General features: G+C 76.5%; 14 protein-coding genes. 4 read left to right on the forward strand and 10 right to left on the reverse strand.

Features of this window, described 5'->3' with window-relative positions; all coding sequences use genetic code 11:
- Nucleotides 1–5: 5 nt before the first annotated feature.
- Nucleotides 6–533, reverse strand: coding sequence for a DUF7010 family protein (locus ACQZ2A_RS12150; protein ID WP_430211272.1), 528 nt, complete (start codon nucleotides 531–533; stop codon nucleotides 6–8).
- Nucleotides 534–666: 133 nt separating this feature from the next.
- Between ACQZ2A_RS12150 and ACQZ2A_RS12155 the strand changes: the two genes are divergently transcribed.
- From ACQZ2A_RS12155 to ACQZ2A_RS12165, 3 genes are read left to right on the forward strand one after another with little or no spacing between them, the layout of a single operon-like run.
- Nucleotides 667–1,269 (forward strand): putative immunity protein, encoded by a 603-nt coding sequence (locus ACQZ2A_RS12155; RefSeq protein ID WP_430211274.1) that lies wholly within the window; start codon nucleotides 667–669, stop codon nucleotides 1,267–1,269.
- A complete protein-coding gene (arr, locus tag ACQZ2A_RS12160; RefSeq protein WP_430211277.1) occupies nucleotides 1,248–1,604 on the forward strand; it encodes an NAD(+)--rifampin ADP-ribosyltransferase in 357 nt (118 codons plus the stop codon). The genes ACQZ2A_RS12155 and arr overlap by 22 nt, the downstream gene beginning before the upstream one ends.
- A complete protein-coding gene (locus tag ACQZ2A_RS12165; RefSeq protein ID WP_430211280.1) occupies nucleotides 1,604–2,245 on the forward strand; it encodes a class I SAM-dependent methyltransferase in 642 nt (213 codons plus the stop codon). The genes arr and ACQZ2A_RS12165 overlap by 1 nt, the downstream gene beginning before the upstream one ends.
- Nucleotides 2,246–2,258: 13 nt before the next feature.
- On the opposite strand, the gene ACQZ2A_RS12170 is transcribed toward ACQZ2A_RS12165, so the two are convergent.
- From ACQZ2A_RS12170 to ACQZ2A_RS12210, 9 genes are all read right to left on the reverse strand, one after another.
- On the reverse strand, nucleotides 2,259–4,595 hold the full coding sequence (locus tag ACQZ2A_RS12170) for a hypothetical protein (protein ID WP_430211282.1): 2,337 nt from the start codon (nucleotides 4,593–4,595) through the stop codon (nucleotides 2,259–2,261).
- A gap of 2 nt (nucleotides 4,596–4,597) precedes the next feature.
- A complete protein-coding gene (locus tag ACQZ2A_RS12175; RefSeq protein ID WP_430211284.1) occupies nucleotides 4,598–6,829 on the reverse strand; it encodes a transglutaminase-like domain-containing protein in 2,232 nt (743 codons plus the stop codon).
- Nucleotides 6,826–8,010, reverse strand: coding sequence for a DUF58 domain-containing protein (locus tag ACQZ2A_RS12180; protein ID WP_430211286.1), 1,185 nt, complete (start codon nucleotides 8,008–8,010; stop codon nucleotides 6,826–6,828). Before ACQZ2A_RS12180 ends, ACQZ2A_RS12175 begins: the two co-directional genes overlap by 4 nt.
- Before the next feature lie 10 nt (nucleotides 8,011–8,020).
- Nucleotides 8,021–9,010, reverse strand: coding sequence for an AAA family ATPase (locus ACQZ2A_RS12185; protein ID WP_430211289.1), 990 nt, complete (start codon nucleotides 9,008–9,010; stop codon nucleotides 8,021–8,023).
- Nucleotides 9,007–13,302, reverse strand: a complete 4,296-nt coding sequence (locus tag ACQZ2A_RS12190) for an FtsK/SpoIIIE domain-containing protein (RefSeq protein WP_430211291.1) — start codon at nucleotides 13,300–13,302, stop codon at nucleotides 9,007–9,009. The genes ACQZ2A_RS12185 and ACQZ2A_RS12190 overlap by 4 nt, the downstream gene beginning before the upstream one ends.
- Before the next feature lie 82 nt (nucleotides 13,303–13,384).
- Nucleotides 13,385–13,648: a hypothetical protein gene (locus ACQZ2A_RS12195; RefSeq protein ID WP_430211294.1), complete on the reverse strand. Its 264-nt coding sequence runs from the start codon at nucleotides 13,646–13,648 to the stop codon at nucleotides 13,385–13,387.
- An 83-nt stretch (nucleotides 13,649–13,731) separates the two neighbouring features.
- The gene (locus tag ACQZ2A_RS12200) at nucleotides 13,732–15,171 is read right to left on the reverse strand and encodes a hypothetical protein (RefSeq protein WP_430211296.1); all 1,440 of its coding nucleotides are present in this window, start codon (nucleotides 15,169–15,171) and stop codon (nucleotides 13,732–13,734) included.
- 196 nt (nucleotides 15,172–15,367) lie between these two features.
- Nucleotides 15,368–15,634 carry a hypothetical protein gene (locus ACQZ2A_RS12205; RefSeq protein ID WP_430211299.1) on the reverse strand — a complete coding sequence of 89 codons (267 nt, stop codon included), beginning with the start codon at nucleotides 15,632–15,634 and terminating at the stop codon, nucleotides 15,368–15,370.
- A gap of 80 nt (nucleotides 15,635–15,714) precedes the next feature.
- Complete coding sequence (locus tag ACQZ2A_RS12210) at nucleotides 15,715–16,548, reverse strand: hypothetical protein (protein WP_430211302.1); 834 nt, start codon at nucleotides 16,546–16,548, stop codon at nucleotides 15,715–15,717.
- 131 nt (nucleotides 16,549–16,679) lie between these two features.
- Between ACQZ2A_RS12210 and ACQZ2A_RS12215 the strand changes: the two genes are divergently transcribed.
- On the forward strand, nucleotides 16,680–17,177 hold the full coding sequence (locus tag ACQZ2A_RS12215) for a hypothetical protein (protein WP_430211305.1): 498 nt from the start codon (nucleotides 16,680–16,682) through the stop codon (nucleotides 17,175–17,177).
- Nucleotides 17,178–17,182 lie beyond the last annotated feature (5 nt).

The following is a 17,182-nucleotide window of genomic DNA, read 5'->3' on the forward strand; positions in this document are numbered from 1 at the left end:
CGGGCTCAGACGGCGAGCGCGGCGACGCCCCCGGCGAGCAGCGTCACCCCGGTGACCGCGCAGATCCGCTGGACCGCGTCGTCGTCCTCCGGCCGCCTCGAGAGGGCGGCGGCCGCGACGGCCACGACCGCGGCGACGACGAGGTAGAGGACCGTGCCGTACAGCCACGCGTAGGGCACGAAGTGGACGGCGAGCACGACAGCGACGAGCGCGACCGCGGGGGTGTGCCGCCCGGCGGCCAGGAGGACGGCCACGAAGGGCAGCGCGAGCAGCTGCCCGGCGGCCAGGTAGACCGAGAGCGGGCCCAGGGTCGGGTCCTCGGGCCGCGCCCCGGTGGCCCCGAGGTGGGTGAGCAGGAGGCCGAGCGGCAGGCCGACCATCCCCTGGAACAGCACCGCGTAGGCGCCGGCCCGCGCACCGAACCGCCGGCCGACTACGGCGGCCACCGACCACGTCGCACCGTAGGCGAGGAGGAAGCCGAACCCGTTGCGGTTCACCTCGGCCAGTGTCCGCAGGTACTCGTCCGGCCCCATCGACGCATCCCCTCGAGTCGCTTGCGAGCCACCCACCCTAGGGCAGCGGCCACGGGTCGGAGGATCGTCCGGGTGGGCCGCCGGACCATCCTCCGCCGGGGCCGAGCCGCTCCGTCGTGCCAGACTCGAGCGGGTGGGTGACCTCGAATTGAGCACGGACGACCTGCGCGCGGTCGCCGCGTACGCCCTGGCGTGCGCCGAGCCCGCGCTCGTCGTCTTCACCGCGGTCCACCCCGACGACCCCAGGCCCGCCGCCGCGCTCGAGGCGGCCCGTATCTTCGCCGAAGGAGCCCGACGAACCCGGCTGCAGCGCACCGCCGCCACCGAGGCCCACCGGGCCGGCCGCGAGGCCACGACCGAGGCGGCGCGGCACGCGGCGACGGCGGCCGGCGACGCCTCCGCCGCGGCCTACCTCCACCCCCTGGCGAACGCCACGCAGGTGCGCCACGTCCTCGGTGCGGCCGCGCACGCCGCCCGGGCCGCCGAGCTGCATCGCGGAGACGACCCCGTCGTCGCCGAGTACGTCGTCACCGCGGCGGCGGCGCGAGCCACCCCGCACATGCTCGACGTGCTCGGCCGCTACCCACGGGTGCCGTTGGGGCGCAACCGGATCGGCGTCCTGATGCACCGTCTCGACCAGCTGCTGCGGGACCCGCCCCCGCCGAAGCGCGTCGTCGACGACCCGGGCCGTTCTTCCACGGCACGCGCGCCGACGTGCGGGTCGGCGACCTGCTGAGCCCGGGGTGGCGCTCCAACTACGGCACCGGTCGTCCGCTGAAGCACATCTACGTCACCGCGTCGTCGACCGGCGCACCGCTCGCCGCCGAGCTCGCCCGCGGCGACGGCCCGCCGCGCGTCTACCGGGTCGAGCCGCTCGGCGAGCTCGAGGACGACCCGAACGTCACCGACAAGCGCTTCCCCGGCAACCCGACCCGCTCCTACCGCACCACCGAGCCGCTCCGCGTGGTGGAGGAGGTCCTCGGCTGGGAGCCGCCGGACGCCGCCCTGGTGCAACGGCTCCGTGACGCGTCCGGCGAGCTCGCCGAGCTCGGCATCGAGGCCATCGACTGATGCCCGCCGACTGGCTCGACGAGGCCCGCCACTCCTACGACGCCGACGCCGACGCGTACGCCCAGGTCGTCACCGGCCTCCTCGACGCGAACCCGGCGCTGCGCGCGAGCCTGGCCCTCTTCGCCGACCTCGTCGAACGAGCCGGCGGCGGGCCGGTCGCCGACGTCGGGTGCGGGCCCGGCTACGTCACGCGCCACCTGCACGACCTCGGTGTCGAGGCCTTCGGCATCGACCTCTCCCCCGGGATGGCCGCCCGCGCCCGCCGCGACCACCCGGACCTCGACTTCACCGTCGGGACGATGACCGGCCTCGCCCTCGCCGACGGCTCGTTGGGCGGCGTGCTCGCGTACTGGTCGGTCATCCACGTGCCCGACGACGCCGTCCCCGGGGTGTTCGACGAGTTCCTCCGGGTGCTGCGGCCCGGCGCCCCGGTGCTCGTCGGCTTCCACGTCGGCGACGCCACCGAGCGCACGACGGAGGGCCACAGCGGCCGCACCATCGGTGTCGACACGCATCGTCGAACGCCCGAGAAGGTGTCGACCTGGTTGCGGGACAGCGGCTTCCACATCGATGCCGAGCTCGTCCTGCGGCCGGACGACGACGTACCAGGCGCGATCCTGTTCGGGCGCAGGCCCACCTGACCGCGGGACGACGTCAGGGGCAGATCTTGCCGTTCGTGCCGCACATGTCGTAGGGCCAGATCAGGCTCCATGAGAACGTCGCCGACCGGACGACCGTCCCGGGAGCGGCGGGGTCGTAGGCGCGCAGGGTGACGCTGTGGGAGCTGCGCCGCGTGATCTCCGCGGCCCGGCTCGAGAGGACCTGGAGGCTGGTCGCGTTGCACGGCACCGTGCTGGGGCCCGTCGTGGGGCCGGTGTAGTCGACGGCGCACACCCCACCGAAGCCCGCCCACGACGCCGGCGGCGCCAGGGTCAGGGTGGTGCCGCGCTCGACGTCGAACTCGTCCTCGGCGCCCTCGGAGGACTGCGACGCGACGACGGTCGCCCCGGCCTCCGGCAGGGGCAGTCCGGGCGTCGGGCTCGAGGCCGCCGACGCGGAGCCGGCGGGTCCGGTGCCCACCCCGTTGCCGGCCGTCACCGACACGGACACCGTGCCGCAGGTCGCCTGGCCGGCGTCGCAGGCCACCGTGACGCTCGCCGAGCGCGTCGAGCCGCTCCACGCGTCCGAGCCGTGCGGCCCGGACGCCGAGACCGCGTAGCGCGTCACCGCACTGCCGTTGTCCGCGGCGGCGTTCCACGAGACGGCGAACGTCACCGACGTGCGGCTGCGCGCCGTCTCGGACATCGCCACCCCGCCGGGGGCTCCCGGCGCCCCGGCCGGGGTCACCGTGGCCGGGGCCGACACGACGGTCCTGCCGCCGGCGAAGGTGCCGCGCACCGTGATCTGCACGGCGGATCCGGTGGCCAGGCCGGTGAGCGTGGTCGAGGTGGTCGAGCCGGACACCGTCGCCGCGACGGACCCGCCGACGAGCACGTCGTAGGCCGAGGCGGCCGCGCCGGGCTGGGTCCAGGTGACCGCCGCCGACCCGGCGCCGCTCGCGCGGGCGTCGGTGATGACCGGCGCGCTCGGCGCCGGCGCGGAGGGCGTGGACGGTGGCTCGGTGCCGCCACCGTCGGCGGGCGGCGCGGCGGTGGCCGGAGGGGCGGTCGTGCCGGTCCGGGTGGTCGTGTGGGTCGGCCGCGGGCCCTCGGGCGCGTTCGTCGGCAGGCCGCCGGCCCCGGGGTCGTAGCGCGGTGGGTCCTTCTTGGGCCGGTCGCGGTCCTCCTCGCGGTCCTTCTTGGCCTTGTCCTGCGCCTTCTCGTCGTCCTTCGTCGGGTCGCGGTCGACGTCGGCGGGCTGCAGCTTCTCGTCGAAGCGGACGAAGGAGGTCGTGGTGCCGTCGGCCGAGACCCGGACGCCCTTGGTGTTGCCGGGGACGTTGACGAGCAGGGCACCGTCGTCGACGACCAGCTCGGGGGCACCCTTGCCGGTGAGGATGTCGGGGCCGGCCTTCGCGCCGTCGCCCCCGAGCCGGATGACCCGGCCGGTGGTCGGGCACGGCACGTACACGACGCCGTGCAGCTCCACCGGCGCACCCGGACGCGGGCAGTTCAGCCGCCCGGTCTGCACCTCGGACACGGCCGCCCCGTCGCGGACGATGACGACGACGTCGCGCCCCGGGACCGAGACCGGCACGAGCGTGCTGGACGACGACTGGGCCGGCTGGATCGGGCCGCGCATCTGCGGGGCCGCGCTCACGAGGTCGTGACCGGTGCCGACCTGGACGATGGCGCCGGTGCTCGGGCTGACGGCCGTGACGCCGCGCTCGTGGGCCACGAGCCGGACGGAGGTGCCGACCCGGGTCAGCGTGCGGGACTCCTCGGAGGTGAAGGTCAGCGACTCGTCGGACCAGCTGAGCCGGGTCAGGGCGTCGTCACCCGAGGCGACCCAGATCGAGCCCTTGCCGTCGACGGTGGCATCGCGCAGCCCCTTCGGCGCCAGCCAGACCCGGCCGCGGGTGGCCAGCGTGACGGGGTCGATGCTGGCCACCAGTCCGTTCTCCCGATCGACGAGGAAGGCGCGCCCGCGGTCGAGCAGAACGGTCACGGCGTCCCCCGGCGCGGCGTCGCGCCGGCCGGACGCGAGGAGCGTGGCGAGGTCGATGGAGGTCAGCGCCCCGGTGACCTTGTTCGCCACGACGAGCCGTCCCCGGTCCTGGGAGAGGACGAGCTGCTGCCCGGGGAGCCCGACGAGCGCGGCGGACTGGGGCTCGAGCGTGGCCGGGTTGATCTCGACGACCTGACCGGTCGGCGAGTCGGCGAGCCAGGTGACGCCGTCGGTGACCTCGACCGCCGTGCGCGCGACCCCGGTGCCGACGAGCGAGCCGGCCACCACGGCGGCGGCCACGAGCGCGACGCCGACCTCGGCCGAGCCGCGGTCGCCGCGTCCACGCAGCCGGGCAGGCACCAGTCGCTTCGGCAGCAGGCGCATCGTCAGTCCCTCCGGTCCACGGTGGCCGGGGCCCACCGCTCGTGGTCATCCTCAGGCACGGGAACCGTTTCCCCCAACCGCTGCGGGGGCGGAACCTTCCGCCCGTCGCGCCGGCGCAACGGCCGCGGGTGCACACCCCAGGCCAGCCGGCGGCCCGTGCCGGCCCGCCGACGCACCGCGCGCGCGACGCCACGGGCGGCCCGCCACGTGCCGTCGGCACCGTCCGACGTCCCCTCCGGGGACCACGCCTCGGCCTCGGCGGCGGCCAGCACGGCGGTCGCGCCCGACCCCGTCCCGGACCGGGCGTCGAGGGCGGTCGCGAGCTCGCGGGCGTCCTGCCCCGGGTGCGCCCGCAGGTCGGCGAGCGCCGCGACGTCCAGGAGCTCGGCCCACGCCCCGCGGGCCCCCGCGCGACGATGGGCGCCGCGGCGCCGTCCCCTCAGGGCGCCGAGGACGACGAGCGGGACGGCCACGACGACCAGCACGGCCGCGCCCCCGAGGACGAGCGGCGTGAGGTCCGGGCCGGCCGCCGCCTCCCCCGGCGCCGTGACCTCGACGGTGACCGCGGTCGACGGCACCGGCGCGGGCGTCGGTGCAGCGCTCGGGATGGGGGCGTCGTCCGGCACGTCCGGGCCGAGCTCGGCGAGGTCCGGGGTGGGCGAGAACGGCACCCATCCGGCGCCGCTGAAGTACACCTCGGGCCAGGCCAGCGCGTCCTCGCCGCGCACGGTCCGCACGCCGGTGCGCTGGTCCTGCGTCCCGGGGGTGAAGCCGACGACGACCCGTGTCGGCAGCCCGACCGCGCGGGCCAGCACGGCGAAGGAGGTGGCGAACTGCTCGGACCCGCCGGCCTGCGCGCCGGGGGTGTCCTCCTCGCCGAGAAGGAAGGTCTCGAGCCGGCGGTAGGACGAGCCGCCGGGCGCGGTGGGGTCGAGGGTCCGGGTGCCGCGCACCGCCGCCTCGACGGCCTTGGCCCGCGCGAAGGGTGCGGCCGTGCCCTCGACGGCGGACTCGGCGTACTGCCGCAGCGCGTCCGGGAGGCCGGGGGTCGCGAGCAGCCCGGGCACGGTCGCCGGGTCCGGCAGGCCCGCGGCGGTGGCGGCAGCGAGGTCCGGTGCGTCGACGAGCCCCAGCGCGCGGTACGACGTCCCGCTCGCGACCCGCGGGTCGACGAGGGAGCCGGAGTCGACGTCGACGAGGGCCCCGGCCCGGTCGACGCTCGTCGGCGAGCCGCTGACGGGCAGCCACGGCGCGGGCAGGTTGACGACGGTGACCGCGGCGTCCACCTCGGCCTGCCGCTCCCCCGGGGCGAGCGCGGACTCGGCCTCACCGACGGGTCGGAACGCGGACGGTGCCGCCCACGCCGCGCCGTCGTACTCGGTGAGCACCGCGAGGTGGAGCGGGAAGACCGGCCCCTCGACCGTGAACAGCTCGCGCTGCGGGTCGCGGGCCCAGGCGTCGAGCATCGGCATCGGGTTGGCGACCGTGACCTCCGTGACCGGCGGCTCGAGCACCTGCCGCGGGTCGAAGGCGTCGTCGCGCGCCAGCACGGACCCGCCGACGACCACCGGCACGGACACGAGCGCCAGTGCGGCGGAGGCGACCACGAGGTCGCGGGGACGCCGCCCGGACCGGCGGGTCCCCGGTGCGGGCGCCACCCGGTCGAGCAGCCCCCACCCGAGGACGGTCACGACGACGAGCAGCGCGGCGAGCAGGCCGAAGCGGTCGGCGCTGCCGGCGGTCAGCGCGGCCGAGGCCACGACGAGCACGACCGCCCCCACCGGCGCGCTCGCCCGGAGTCGTGGTGCGCGCCCGAGACGGACACCGACGAGCACCGCGACCAGTCCGGTGAGGAGCACGGCCGGTGCGAGGAGGTCGGGCGCGGCGGGAGCCGGGCGGGGACCGGTCGCGAGGCGCGGCACCGCGTCGGCGAGGAGCCGCCACGGCGGCTCACCGGCCGCCGCGTCGCCCGACCGCAGCAGCAGCGTCGTGCCGAGGACGAGCACGGCCAGCGCGGCGAGCGTCGTCACCGTGGTCGATGCCCGCAGCGCGCGCCCGGCCAGCACGACGAGCACCCCGGCCGCGGTCGTCCCCGCGAGGACGACGGCCGGCAGCCATCCGCGGTAGGCCTGGCCGAGGGCGACGGCGCCCACGGCGAGGACGAGCACGGCCCAGCCCGTCTCGGCGAGGCCGGCCGAGCCGCGGTCCGGTGCGGTGGGCGGCGCGGCGCTCATCCGTGCACCACGTCCCACGCGGCGGCGAGCATCCCGGCGCGGGCGCCGCGGACGGCCGCCACCGACCCCACGGCACCGAACGGCGACTCCGGCGCCGGCTCGACCTGGGCCACCACCGGGACGGCGGCGGCGGCCAGCACCCCGGCGGCCTCGGCCGCGGCGATGCCCTGACCCGTGACGAGGACGACGACGTCGAGGTCGCGCGTGCTGACCGAGGCGACGTGCGGCGTGGCGGCAAGGGCTACCTCGGCGAGCGCGTGCGACGCGCGTCGGTCGAGCGCGCCGCCGACGAGGGCGCTGCGCGCCGGGACGTCGACGTCCACCTGACCGCTGAGCGTCTGCAGGCGCACGTGCCGGCCGTCGCCGACCGCCCGCTCGACGAGCCCGGCAGCGAAGTCGACGGCCTCCTCGAAGGACTCGTCGTCGTCGCGGTACGAGGGCGACCGGTCGTCGAGCAGGACGAGGACGTGGGGCAGCGCGGGGTCGGCGTCGTCGCGCACCATGAGGGAGCCGGTCCGCGCGCTGCTGGCCCAGTGGAGGCGGCGCAGGTCGTCGCCGGGGACGTACTCGTGGAGCCCGACGAGGTCGGTGCCGCCGAGCTCGACCCTCTCGTCCTGCCCGGTGGCGGCGCGGCGGGTGCCCCGCGGGAGGGTGTCGAGGCGCACCGGGCGCGGCAGCACGCGCAGCTGCCGCACCTGCCCCACCTCGCGGGTCAGCGCCGCCAGGCCGAGTGGCGCGAGGCTGCGCACGACGAGGGGCCCGACCGCCACCAGCCCGCGCCGGGGGGTCTCGACCTCGTAGACCGACTCGGCCGGCCCACCCTCCCGCGGTGCGTCGAGCGGCACGGGCCGGCTGACGCCGTCGACGAGGTCGACCGCCTCCCGGCGCAGGGGCAGCCGGACGGCCGGCAGGTGGGCCGTGACGACGCAGCGCGCCGGGGTGCCGCGGGGGACGACGAGCGGTTCCACGGTGCGGGTGGCCACCAGCCGGCGGTCACCCCGGACGACCGCCGCCTCGAGGAGGACGAGCAGGACGAGCGCCGCGCCGACCCCCAGCAGCGCCCACCACCGGGTGCCGAGCGCGAGGGCGACGAGGAGCACGCCGGCGAGCAGCGCGACGACGCCGCGCCCGGTCAGCGACGACCGGCGCAGCACCCGCACGAGCCCGGAGCGGCGCGCCATCGCGGCGTCCTCACCCCGCCGTGGGCTGCGGGGCGGGGACCTGCTCGAGGGCCGCGCCGAGGACGTCGGCGGTCGTGTGACCGGCCAGCGCGGCGTCGCGGGTGAGCATCATCCGGTGCGCCAGAACGGGTTCGGCGAGGCGCTGGACGTCACTCGGGACGACGTAGTGGCGGCCCTGCGCGGCGGCGTACACCTGGAGGGCGCGGACGAGCGAGCGCAGGCCACGGGTGCTGGCGCCGAGCCGCACGCGGTCGTCGGCGCGCGTGGCCGCCCCGAGCTCGCGGACGTAGCGGAGGATCGGCTCGGCGACGTGCAACCGCTCGAGGACGGCCGACCATCGCTGCACCTCGTCGGGGCCGCTGACGGTCGGGACGTCGGCCACGTCACCCGCCGTGCTGCCGGGCCGCAGGACGTCGAGCTCGTGCTCGGAGTCGGGGTAGCCGAGCGCGGTCCGCACGAGGAACCGGTCGAGCTGGGCCTCGGGCAGCCGGTAGGTGCCGTCGAGGTCGACGGGGTTCTGCGTCGCGACCACGAGGAAGGGCCGCGGCACGGGGTGCGCCGTGCCGTCGACGGTGACGGTGCGCTCCTCCATCACCTCGAGGAGGGCGGCCTGGGTCTTGGCCGCGGCCCGGTTGACCTCGTCGGCGAGCAGCACGTTGGCGAAGACCGGCCCGGGGCGGAAGCGGATGGAGCCGTCTGCCGGGTGGAAGACGGTGGTGCCGGTGACGTCGGAGGGCAGCAGGTCGGGGGTGAACTGCACGCGGCGGGCGGTGCCGCCGAGGGCCTGCGCGACCGCGCGGGCGAGGGTCGTCTTGCCGGTGCCGGGGACGTCCTCGAGCAGCACGTGCCCACCGGCGAAGACGGCCAGGAGGCAGAGGTCGACGACGTGGCGCTTGCCGTGCACGGCGACCTCGACGGCGTCCGCCACCCGCTCGCGCACCTCGCGGAACGCGGCGACCTCGGTCTCGGTGGCCCACGGGGTCGTGGCGGCGGCGGTCATCGGGGAGCTCCTTCGACGTCGGTCACGGCGTGGACGAGGGTGACGGTTCCGTCGGCGCACCACATCCCCCGCCCGGGGCCGGTCAGCGGCTCCACCGACTGCGTGGGGACCGTGACCGCCATGACCGTACCGTCGAGACCGTCCGGTTGCAGCAGGACGCCGCGACGTGATCGCCGGACGAGCTGGACGACGCCGGGGGTCATCGAGCGGGTGCGGGCGTCGTCGGCGTCGGTGGCCGCGACGACCGCCACGCGGTGCTGGGCGGCCCGCTCGAGCAGGGCGACCAGCGCCGTCAGCTCCGGGCGGTGCTCGAGCTCGCGGTCGAGCCGGTGCGCGTCGTCGAGGAGCAGCAGGTCCCACCCGGCGCCGTCGCGCGGGGCGGCGACCCGCTCCTCGAGCCACGCGGCGAGCGCCTCGGAGTCGCCCAGGTGGTGGATGCCGTGGGGCGCACTGCGGCCGAACCAGGCTGCGGTGGTGGGCGGCTCAGTCGACCGGACCGAGAGCGAGGACAGCCCGGCGAGCACCGACGTCCGCCCGGACCGGGAGCGCCCGGCCACGAGCACCGGTCCCGCGAGCAGGTCCACGACGAGCGGGGAGACGTCGTCGGCGACCACGCCGACCGCCACGCGCGGGCCCTCCGGCACCGGGAGGGCGTGGGCCGGCACGAGGCCGGGCATCGGGGGGACGGTGCCGGATGCCCGGCCGTCGACGACCGGGCGCAGGAGCGCGGCGACCTCCTCGAGCTGGCCCGGCTCGACCGTGCCCGCTCCCCCGGCGACCGTCGCGACCTGGCCGCGCCGGCCGGACCAGACGGCCGCTCCGGCGGGCGACTCGGCGTCGACCAGCCGGTGCGGGACCCCGAGCATCACGTAGTCGTCCTCGGTGGGCATCCGCAGGGTGAGGCGCGAGCCGAACGCTGCGGCCATCGCGGTCGGGACGCCACCGCGGCCGGGAGCGGTCGCCGTGACGTGGATGCCGACCCGCCGCCCGTTCTGCAGCACGGCCTGGAGCATGTCGGTGTGCGAACGCCGCACCGCGCCACCGCCGTCGAGCAGGTCGACGAGGGCGGGGAGGTTGTCCACGAGCAGGTGGACGCGCGGCAGCGGGCGCCCCGCGCGGGCCAGCGCCGCGAGGTCCGCCGCCCCCGCGGCGGCCAGCGCGGCCGAGCGGTCCTCGACCGTCGCCCGCAGCACGCGGAGCAGCCGCAGGATGCGGCCGACGTGCTGCTCACCGACGACGCTCGCGACCGTCGGCAGGGCCTCGAGGACCCCGAGCCCGCCGCCGGCCATGTCGATGCCGTAGACGTAGGGCGCGACGCCGTCGGGGGCGTGCGCATCGACGAGCGAGGCGGTGGCCGCGACCGTGCGCAGCAGCTCGGTCTTGCCACTGCCGGACGCGCCGTGGACGAGCAGGTGGCCGGCGGCGGCGTAGTCGACGGCCAGCCGCGGCTGGGTCTGGCGCTGCGGGTCGTCGGCGAGGCCGAGCGGCGCCCATCCGCTGTGGGACAGCCGTGCCGACGCCACGAGGCCGGCCGGGTCGAGGAGCAGCTCGGTCGGCAGCGCGGGCAGCCAGGGGCGCCGAGGGGCGGGCGAGCCGAGGCGCTCGTGGGCGCTCCGGATGGTTCGCACGCAGCGGTCGAGGTCGGTGCGGGGGTCGAGCCGGTCGGTCCCGGTCCCCGTAGTGTCCCCGTTCCGCGCCGCGGTGAACGGCCGGACGAGGGCCGCCGCGCTCTCGGTGCGCAGCGGCTCGCGCGCACCGACCCATGCGGCCTGGACCATCTCGGCGGTGCCGTGGCCGGTGCGCCGCACCCAGGCCCGTCCCGGCGTCCGACGCGAGATGTGCGCGGCGTCCGGGGTGTCGATCACGTCGCGGCTGTCCTCGTCGGAGGCGATGCGCAGCGCGATCCGCAGGTCGGTGTTCGCGCGGATGGCGGGGGTGACGACGCCCGCCGGCCGCTGGGTCGCCAGCAGCAGGTGCATCCCGAGCGAGCGACCGCGCTGCGCCAGGTTCACCATCCCCTCGACGAACTCGGGCACCTCGGCGGTCAGGGCGGCGAACTCGTCGATGCAGATGAGCAGCGCGGGCGGTGCGAGCTCGGGGTGCTCGCGCTCGAGGTGCACGAGGTCCTTGGCCCCGTGCTCGGCCAGCAGCTCCTCGCGGTGGGCGATCTCGGCACCGAGCGAGGTGAGCGCCCGCTGGACGAGCGCCGGCGTGAGGTCGGTGATGTAGCCGACGGTGTGCGGCAGGTCGGCGCACTCGCGGAACGCGGCGCCGCCCTTGTAGTCGACGAGGAGGAAGGTCAGCCGGCTCGGCGGGGTGTTCGCGGCGAGCGAGCACAGGAGGGTCTGCAGCAGCTCGGACTTGCCCGACCCGGTCGTCCCCGCGACGAGGCCGTGCGGGCCGTCCTCGCGCAGGTCGAGGGTCACGACCCCGTCGACCCCGGCGCCCACCTGGGCCCGCAGCCCGGTGCTCGCCCCCCAGCGCCCGATGACCGCCTCGACGTCGTCGAGATCGGCGAGGTCGGCCATCAGGTCGGGGAGCCGGACGCGCGACGGCAGGGCGGAGTCGGCCGGGAGGACGGCGGCCTCGTCGACCTTGCCGGTGACGAGTCGGGCTGCGCGCCAAGCGTCCCCGAGCGCCAGCGCGTCCGTGGTGTCGAGGTCGCTGCGGCCACCGCGGTCGCGGACGGACAGGTGGCGGCCGGCCAGGTCGAGCAGCAGGCCCGTGCTCGCGGGAACGGTGGACGGGTCGTCACCGAGGAGGACGAGGTGCAGCCGGCGCTCGGCGGCGACCGCGGCGGCGGCCTCGATGCTGCGCCGCTGGAGCCCCGCGGCGGAGTCGACGAGCAGCACGGTGTGCCCGTGGCCGCCGTCCTCCGCGAGCAGCCGGTCGAGCAGGCGCTGGCCGTCGGAGGCCCCCACGGCGATCGACGGCTCGCCGCCGACGCGCGGGCGGGCGTGCGGCATCCACCGCAGCCAGGTCTCGTGGTGCGCGCGTCCCGGCGAGAGCACGGCGGCGACCGAGACGTCGACCGGCGAGTGGTCGAGGCAGACCCGGGCGAGCAGGGCCCGGGCCGCGGCGTCCACCGCGTCGTCCGGCCCGACGAGCGCGACGAGGCCGGCCGCGAGGGGGGCGAGCACGGGGGTGTCGGGGATGGTGCGGCGGCGCTCGAGCTCGGCCTGGACCTCCTCGGTGACCTCCTCGTCGCCGCCCTCGCGCAGGGTGGCGGTGAGCAGGGCGGGGACGGGGCCGCGGCCGACACGGACGGCCAGGTAGTCGGGGCCGTCCTCGCGGCGGGCCCACAGCGTGCCGTCGCGGTTGCCGGCCCGGCGCAGCAGGACCGGCGGGTCCGGGTGGTCGGTGACGGCTCGGTGGTGCTGCTCGGCGGCCTGGGCGTCGACCCGGTCGGTGACGAGCGCGACCCGGCGGCGCCACGACGCCAGCGCCGCCTCGTGCTCCTTGCGGGCGGTGCGCCGCTGCTGCCACCAGCCGGCGAACATCACGAGTGGCCAGGCGAAGACGTACGTGAGCGCGAAGGGGCTGCGGGTCTGCAGGTAGAGGCCGACGCCCATGACGACCGGCAGCGCGACCATGGCCCACTGCAGGGGGGTCGGCCTCGGCTTCGTCGGGGGCGAGGGCACCTCGACGTCGTCGACCTCGAGGGCCGCGCCGAAGCGCGGGCTGCGGTACACGGACACCGACGCCGGGTCGGCGGTGGCATCGCGGTCGAGGACGAAGGTCGTGCCGCCGACGACCACCGGCGTCCCGACGGGCAACGGCGTCGCGCGGGTGACGGGGACGCCGTCGACGAGCGTGCCGTTGGCCGACCCCTCGTCGACGACGGTCGGCTCACCGGTGAGGTCGAGGCGGGCGTGGCGGGCGGAGACCAGCGGGTCCGTGAGGCGGACGGTGGCGTCGGTGGCCCGGCCGACGACGACGGAGGGGGTGGTGATGCCGATGGTGCGCCCCGCGTCCGGGCCGTCGACGACGCGCAGCACGGCGCGGACCTCGCGCGAGGGCGCCGGGCGCTCCAGCCATCCGCTCGGGACGGTGACGACGTCGACGAGGTCACCGGTGCGCATCGCGCACTCGCTGAGCCGGGCCGCGGCCGGCCAGGGGCGCCCGGCGCTGGTCGGCACGACGAGCAGGTCACGCCGGTCCGGGGCGAGGTGCCCGCCGAGGGCCCGGGCCAGGTCGGCGACCGTGGCGTGCGGCTGGGCCTCGACGGTCACGTCGACCGCCGGCAGGTCGGTCTCCGCGGCGGGGCTGACCGAGAGCGTCCAGGTGGGCATCGGCGATGGTCCTCTCGGTCGGGTGTGGTCGGGACGGTCGGACGGGGTGCCGGCCCCCTGGTCGGCACCCCGTCCCGCGTGCTCAGGCCGCGGAGACCTTCTCCTGGTCCTCGGCCTGGGTCTTGATGAGCGTCGAGAACGCCCGCAGCGCCTCGACGACGCTCTGCAGCGCGCGGACCTGGTCGGTGTCCCAGCTCTGCCGGGTGCGGTCGGCATCCGGTCCGCGCCAGTCGAACCCGCGGATGGCCTGGGTGAGCTGGGTGGCGGTCTGCTCGAGCTCGCCGGCCTTCGCGTCGAGGACCACGGCGCAGTTGCGGCCGCCGTCGACGTCCATTCCCTTGAACATGTCGTTCTCCTTCGTGGTGGTGGGGTCGCCCCCGGGTGTGGGTGGTGCGGTGGTCGTGCGGGTGGGTCAGGTGGTGCGCGGTGTCAGCGGGCCGGGAGGATGCGCGAGCGCACCTTGGCGGCCGCCTCCCCCGCGGTGATGCCGCCGACGCCGTCGAGGTCGACGCCCCGGTTGGCCCGGTAGGCCCTGGTGCCCTCGCGGAAGAGGACGCCGTCGGGGTCGTTGACCGCGTGGCCGGCGAGGACCTTGGAGTACAGGCCCTCGACGGTGGTGTACCGGCCGTTCCCGAAGTACTTCTCGACGTAGTCGAGTTGCTGGACGGGGGTCATCCGGGTCAGCGCGGCCGAGGTCGTGCCGAGCCCGCGGGCGGTGTCGGGCATGAACTGGATGAGCCCGCGCGCGCTGCCGCCGGCCATGTTCCGCTGCGCCGGGTCGAACGAGCCGCCGGTCTCGAAGCTCATGACCGCCATGAGGTCCTCGGGCTTGCACCCGAGCTTCGTGGCGATCTGCTCGGTGCGGCGCAGGAACTCGGGGGTGACCCGCTCGTTGCCCTCGACGCCCTTGATCCGGGTGTAGTCGAAGCCGTTCGGCGAGGTGAGGCCAGTTCCCTGGCCACCGCGTCCCGCGAGGGCTGCCGCACCGCCCACGCCGAGGGCCCCTGCGGTGCCGGCCGCGGCGTAGGTGCCGGTGCTGGCACCGTCACCGGTGGTCGCGCCGGCGACCGGTGTCGACCCCGCGCCGAGGGCCGCGCCGGAGCCGACCTGGCCGCCGTCGTAGGAGCTGGTGTCGGCGGCCGACCCTCCGGCCGTGCCCGCGGTGGTGTCGGTACCGGCACCGAGGGCGCTGCCGGTCGAGGTCCCCGGCTCGAGGGTCGAACCGCCCCCGCCGGTGCTCGTCCCGGCGCCGCCGCCGCTGCTTCCGGCGCCGGAGCCGCCCGTGCCGAGGGCTCCGCCGGCGCCGCCCCCGGTGAACGTGCCACCGGTGCCGCTGCCCGTGCTCGCGCCCGACGTCGCGCCGGCCGTGCCGGCGCTCGCGCCGACCCCGGTCGTGGACGAGCCGTCGTAGGTCGAGCCGTTCGCGGCGGGCGTGCCCGGGGTGGCGCCCGGGTCGCTCGACCCGGTGGCGCCGGGGACGGTGGCCCCGGCACCGGTGCCGCCGGGGAAGCTCATCACCGGCGGTGTGTCGGTGGCGTTCGTCTGCGGCAGCTGCGGCGACTGGTAGCGCGGGAGCGCCGAGAGGTCGACGTCCTTGCCGGCGCTCACCTCGTCCTGGGCCTGGGCGTTGGCGCCGAGGACCTGGGCGAAGGCCTTGAGCGCCATCGAGATCTTCTTGAGCCACGGGATGACGGTGCCCTCGAGGTACGCGGCGTACGCGGCACTCGAGCCCCCCGTCCAGAACGACATGGCCTTGAGGACGACGACGAGCGCGGTGAGGAACATCGTCACCTGGTCGGCGACCTTGGCCGCCTCCAGGCAGTCCTTCTGGACGTCCCGCATCTCGTCGGTGTCGGCTCCGAGGATCATCGTGCACCTCCTTCGTGGTGTGAGGGTTCTGGCTGACGTCGAGGACGCTAGGCGTGGCAATCCGACGGCGACAAGGGTTCGGACGGAGGAACATTCCGCCTTGCTGCTCGTGGATCGCCTGTCGCACAACGACGTCCGGACGCACGACAGGGCCCGCCCTCCGGTCGGAGGACGGGCCCTGCGAGTGAGGCGGGGGTCAGGAGCTGACGGCGTCCTGGGCGTCGGCCTGCCGGCGCATCGCGTGCGCGTTCTCCTCGATGGAGGCCGTCGCGGCGTGCACCTGGGGGGCGCAGGTCTCCATGTCGGCGCAGAAGCTCTTGTAGTCGCTTCCCTCCCAGCCGAGTCCCTGCACGCGCGTAACGAGCGTGCCGAACATCTGGGCCACCCCCTGGGCGTGGCTGTCCATGCCGCGCGCGTACTGGCGGGCCTCGTCGGTGTCCATGCCCTGCATGCGAGCGGTCATGGCGTCCCTCCTCGTCGGTGCGGGTCGCCGGTCGACCCGATGCCGGGACGGTAGGCGCCGCGGCCCACCCGGCGCGAGGGTCAGGCGGGCGGAACCTTCCGGGTCCTCGCGGCCTGCTCGACGTCCTCGAGGTCCTCGACGGTCACGAGGCGCACCTCGGCGGCGCGCCGGCCGATGGCGAAGCGGACGTTCTGCGCGCGCCCGCCACCGAGGAGGAAGGGGTCGTCCGGCCCGAAGGCCAGCCGGCTGATCGAGCGGATGCTGTCGTCGACCCGCTGGCTGCGGTCGAGGTTCCACGCGTACCCGTGCCAGCCGAGGACTCGTTCGTAGATCTCGCGGTTGGACGGCGGGCGCGGGTAGTCGTCGGTGCCGGTGAGCCAGGGCTCGGCGAGCGCGAGGGCGACGAACCACTCGCGCGTGCGGGCCTCCAGCCGGGGTGCCGGGGCGGTGGCGCCGTCCTCGCCGGCGAGCGCGCGCTCCGGCGGCGGGCCGGCCGGCTCGGGGTCCTCGGACGCGACGTCGACGACGACCTGGAGGTCGTCGAAGACCCCCGGCTCGCGCTCGCGCCCGCGCAGCACGACGAGCGCGTTCTCGCCCTCGTCGAGCAGGGCGGACATCCCGTCGGTGACGGTGACGCGGCGGGCACCGCCCGGGGCGTCGAAGAGGCTGGACAGCTGGGCCTCGGTGGAGCCGCGCCAGCGCAGCCGGACGATCTCCTCCCCCACCTCCAGCGCGCCGAGGACGCGCGAGACGTGCGGCGCGCAGCGGGGCAGGGCCAGGGCGGTGGCCCGCAGCTGGTGGTCGGCATCGAGGTCGTCGAGCGCCCGGTGCGGGGCGCGCCCGAACCACAGGGTCTCGCCGGTGCCGAGCACCACCGTGGGCAGCCCCCCACCGCGCAGGGTCACCCGCAGCACGTCGCCTCCCCCGCGTCCGCCAGTGCCACCATGCGGCCATCCTGTCAGCGGCTGTGCCTGCCCACCCGTCGAGAGGAGAGAACACGCCGCCTGCGTCCAGCGTCCCGCGGCGTGTTCTCTACTCTCGACGGGTGGAGGTGCGAGCGGAGGAGGGCGGGATGGGCCGGCGCGGTGGCCGACGGACGGGATGGGCGCTGCTGGCGCTCGGTGTCGTCCTGATGGTCGGGGCGAGCCTCTGGGCCCCCGCGCAGCCCGAGGTCCTGACCAGCGGCGCCTGCGAGGTCGCGCCGTGCGGCACCCTCGAGGACCCGGCACGGTGGCAGGCGGCCTGGCTGCCGTGGGCCCTCGGGGCCCTGGCCTGCCTGCTCGCCACCACGCTCAGGGCGGCACCCGGCGCGCCGCCACGGTGGCCCGAGGTCGTCCTGGCCCTGCTCCTGCTGCCCGTGCTCGGCGTCGCGCTGCTGGTCGTCGCGGTCGTCGTGTCGTGGTCCACGTCCGTCCACGGTGCGGCCACGGTGCTCGTGCTCGGTCTGGTCCTGCCGGTCGGCGCACGGGTCGCCGAGACCGCCAAGGGGCTCGCCCGGCGCCGTGACCTGCGCGATTCCGCGGTTCCCAGCCCCCTCACGTAGCGTCG

This window comes from Phycicoccus avicenniae (genome assembly GCF_050496545.1).
GTDB classification, from domain to species: Bacteria; Actinomycetota; Actinomycetes; order Actinomycetales; family Dermatophilaceae; genus Phycicoccus; species Phycicoccus avicenniae_A.

Excerpts from the sequence above, each read along its gene's own strand:
- ACQZ2A_RS12150 (WP_430211272.1), bottom strand. The coding sequence starts at position 533 with ATGGGGCCGGACGAGTACCTGCGGACACTGGCCGAGGTGAACCGCAAC.
- ACQZ2A_RS12165 (WP_430211280.1), top strand. The coding sequence starts at position 1,604 with ATGCCCGCCGACTGGCTCGACGAGGCCCGCCACTCCTACGACGCCGAC.
- ACQZ2A_RS12170 (WP_430211282.1), bottom strand. The coding sequence starts at position 4,595 with ATGCGCCTGCTGCCGAAGCGACTGGTGCCTGCCCGGCTGCGTGGACGC.
- ACQZ2A_RS12175 (WP_430211284.1), bottom strand. The coding sequence starts at position 6,829 with ATGAGCGCCGCGCCGCCCACCGCACCGGACCGCGGCTCGGCCGGCCTC.
- ACQZ2A_RS12180 (WP_430211286.1), bottom strand. The coding sequence starts at position 8,010 with ATGGCGCGCCGCTCCGGGCTCGTGCGGGTGCTGCGCCGGTCGTCGCTG.
- ACQZ2A_RS12185 (WP_430211289.1), bottom strand. The coding sequence starts at position 9,010 with ATGACCGCCGCCGCCACGACCCCGTGGGCCACCGAGACCGAGGTCGCC.
- ACQZ2A_RS12190 (WP_430211291.1), bottom strand. The coding sequence starts at position 13,302 with ATGCCCACCTGGACGCTCTCGGTCAGCCCCGCCGCGGAGACCGACCTG.
- ACQZ2A_RS12195 (WP_430211294.1), bottom strand. The coding sequence starts at position 13,648 with ATGTTCAAGGGAATGGACGTCGACGGCGGCCGCAACTGCGCCGTGGTC.
- ACQZ2A_RS12200 (WP_430211296.1), bottom strand. The coding sequence starts at position 15,171 with ATGATCCTCGGAGCCGACACCGACGAGATGCGGGACGTCCAGAAGGAC.
- ACQZ2A_RS12205 (WP_430211299.1), bottom strand. The coding sequence starts at position 15,634 with ATGACCGCTCGCATGCAGGGCATGGACACCGACGAGGCCCGCCAGTAC.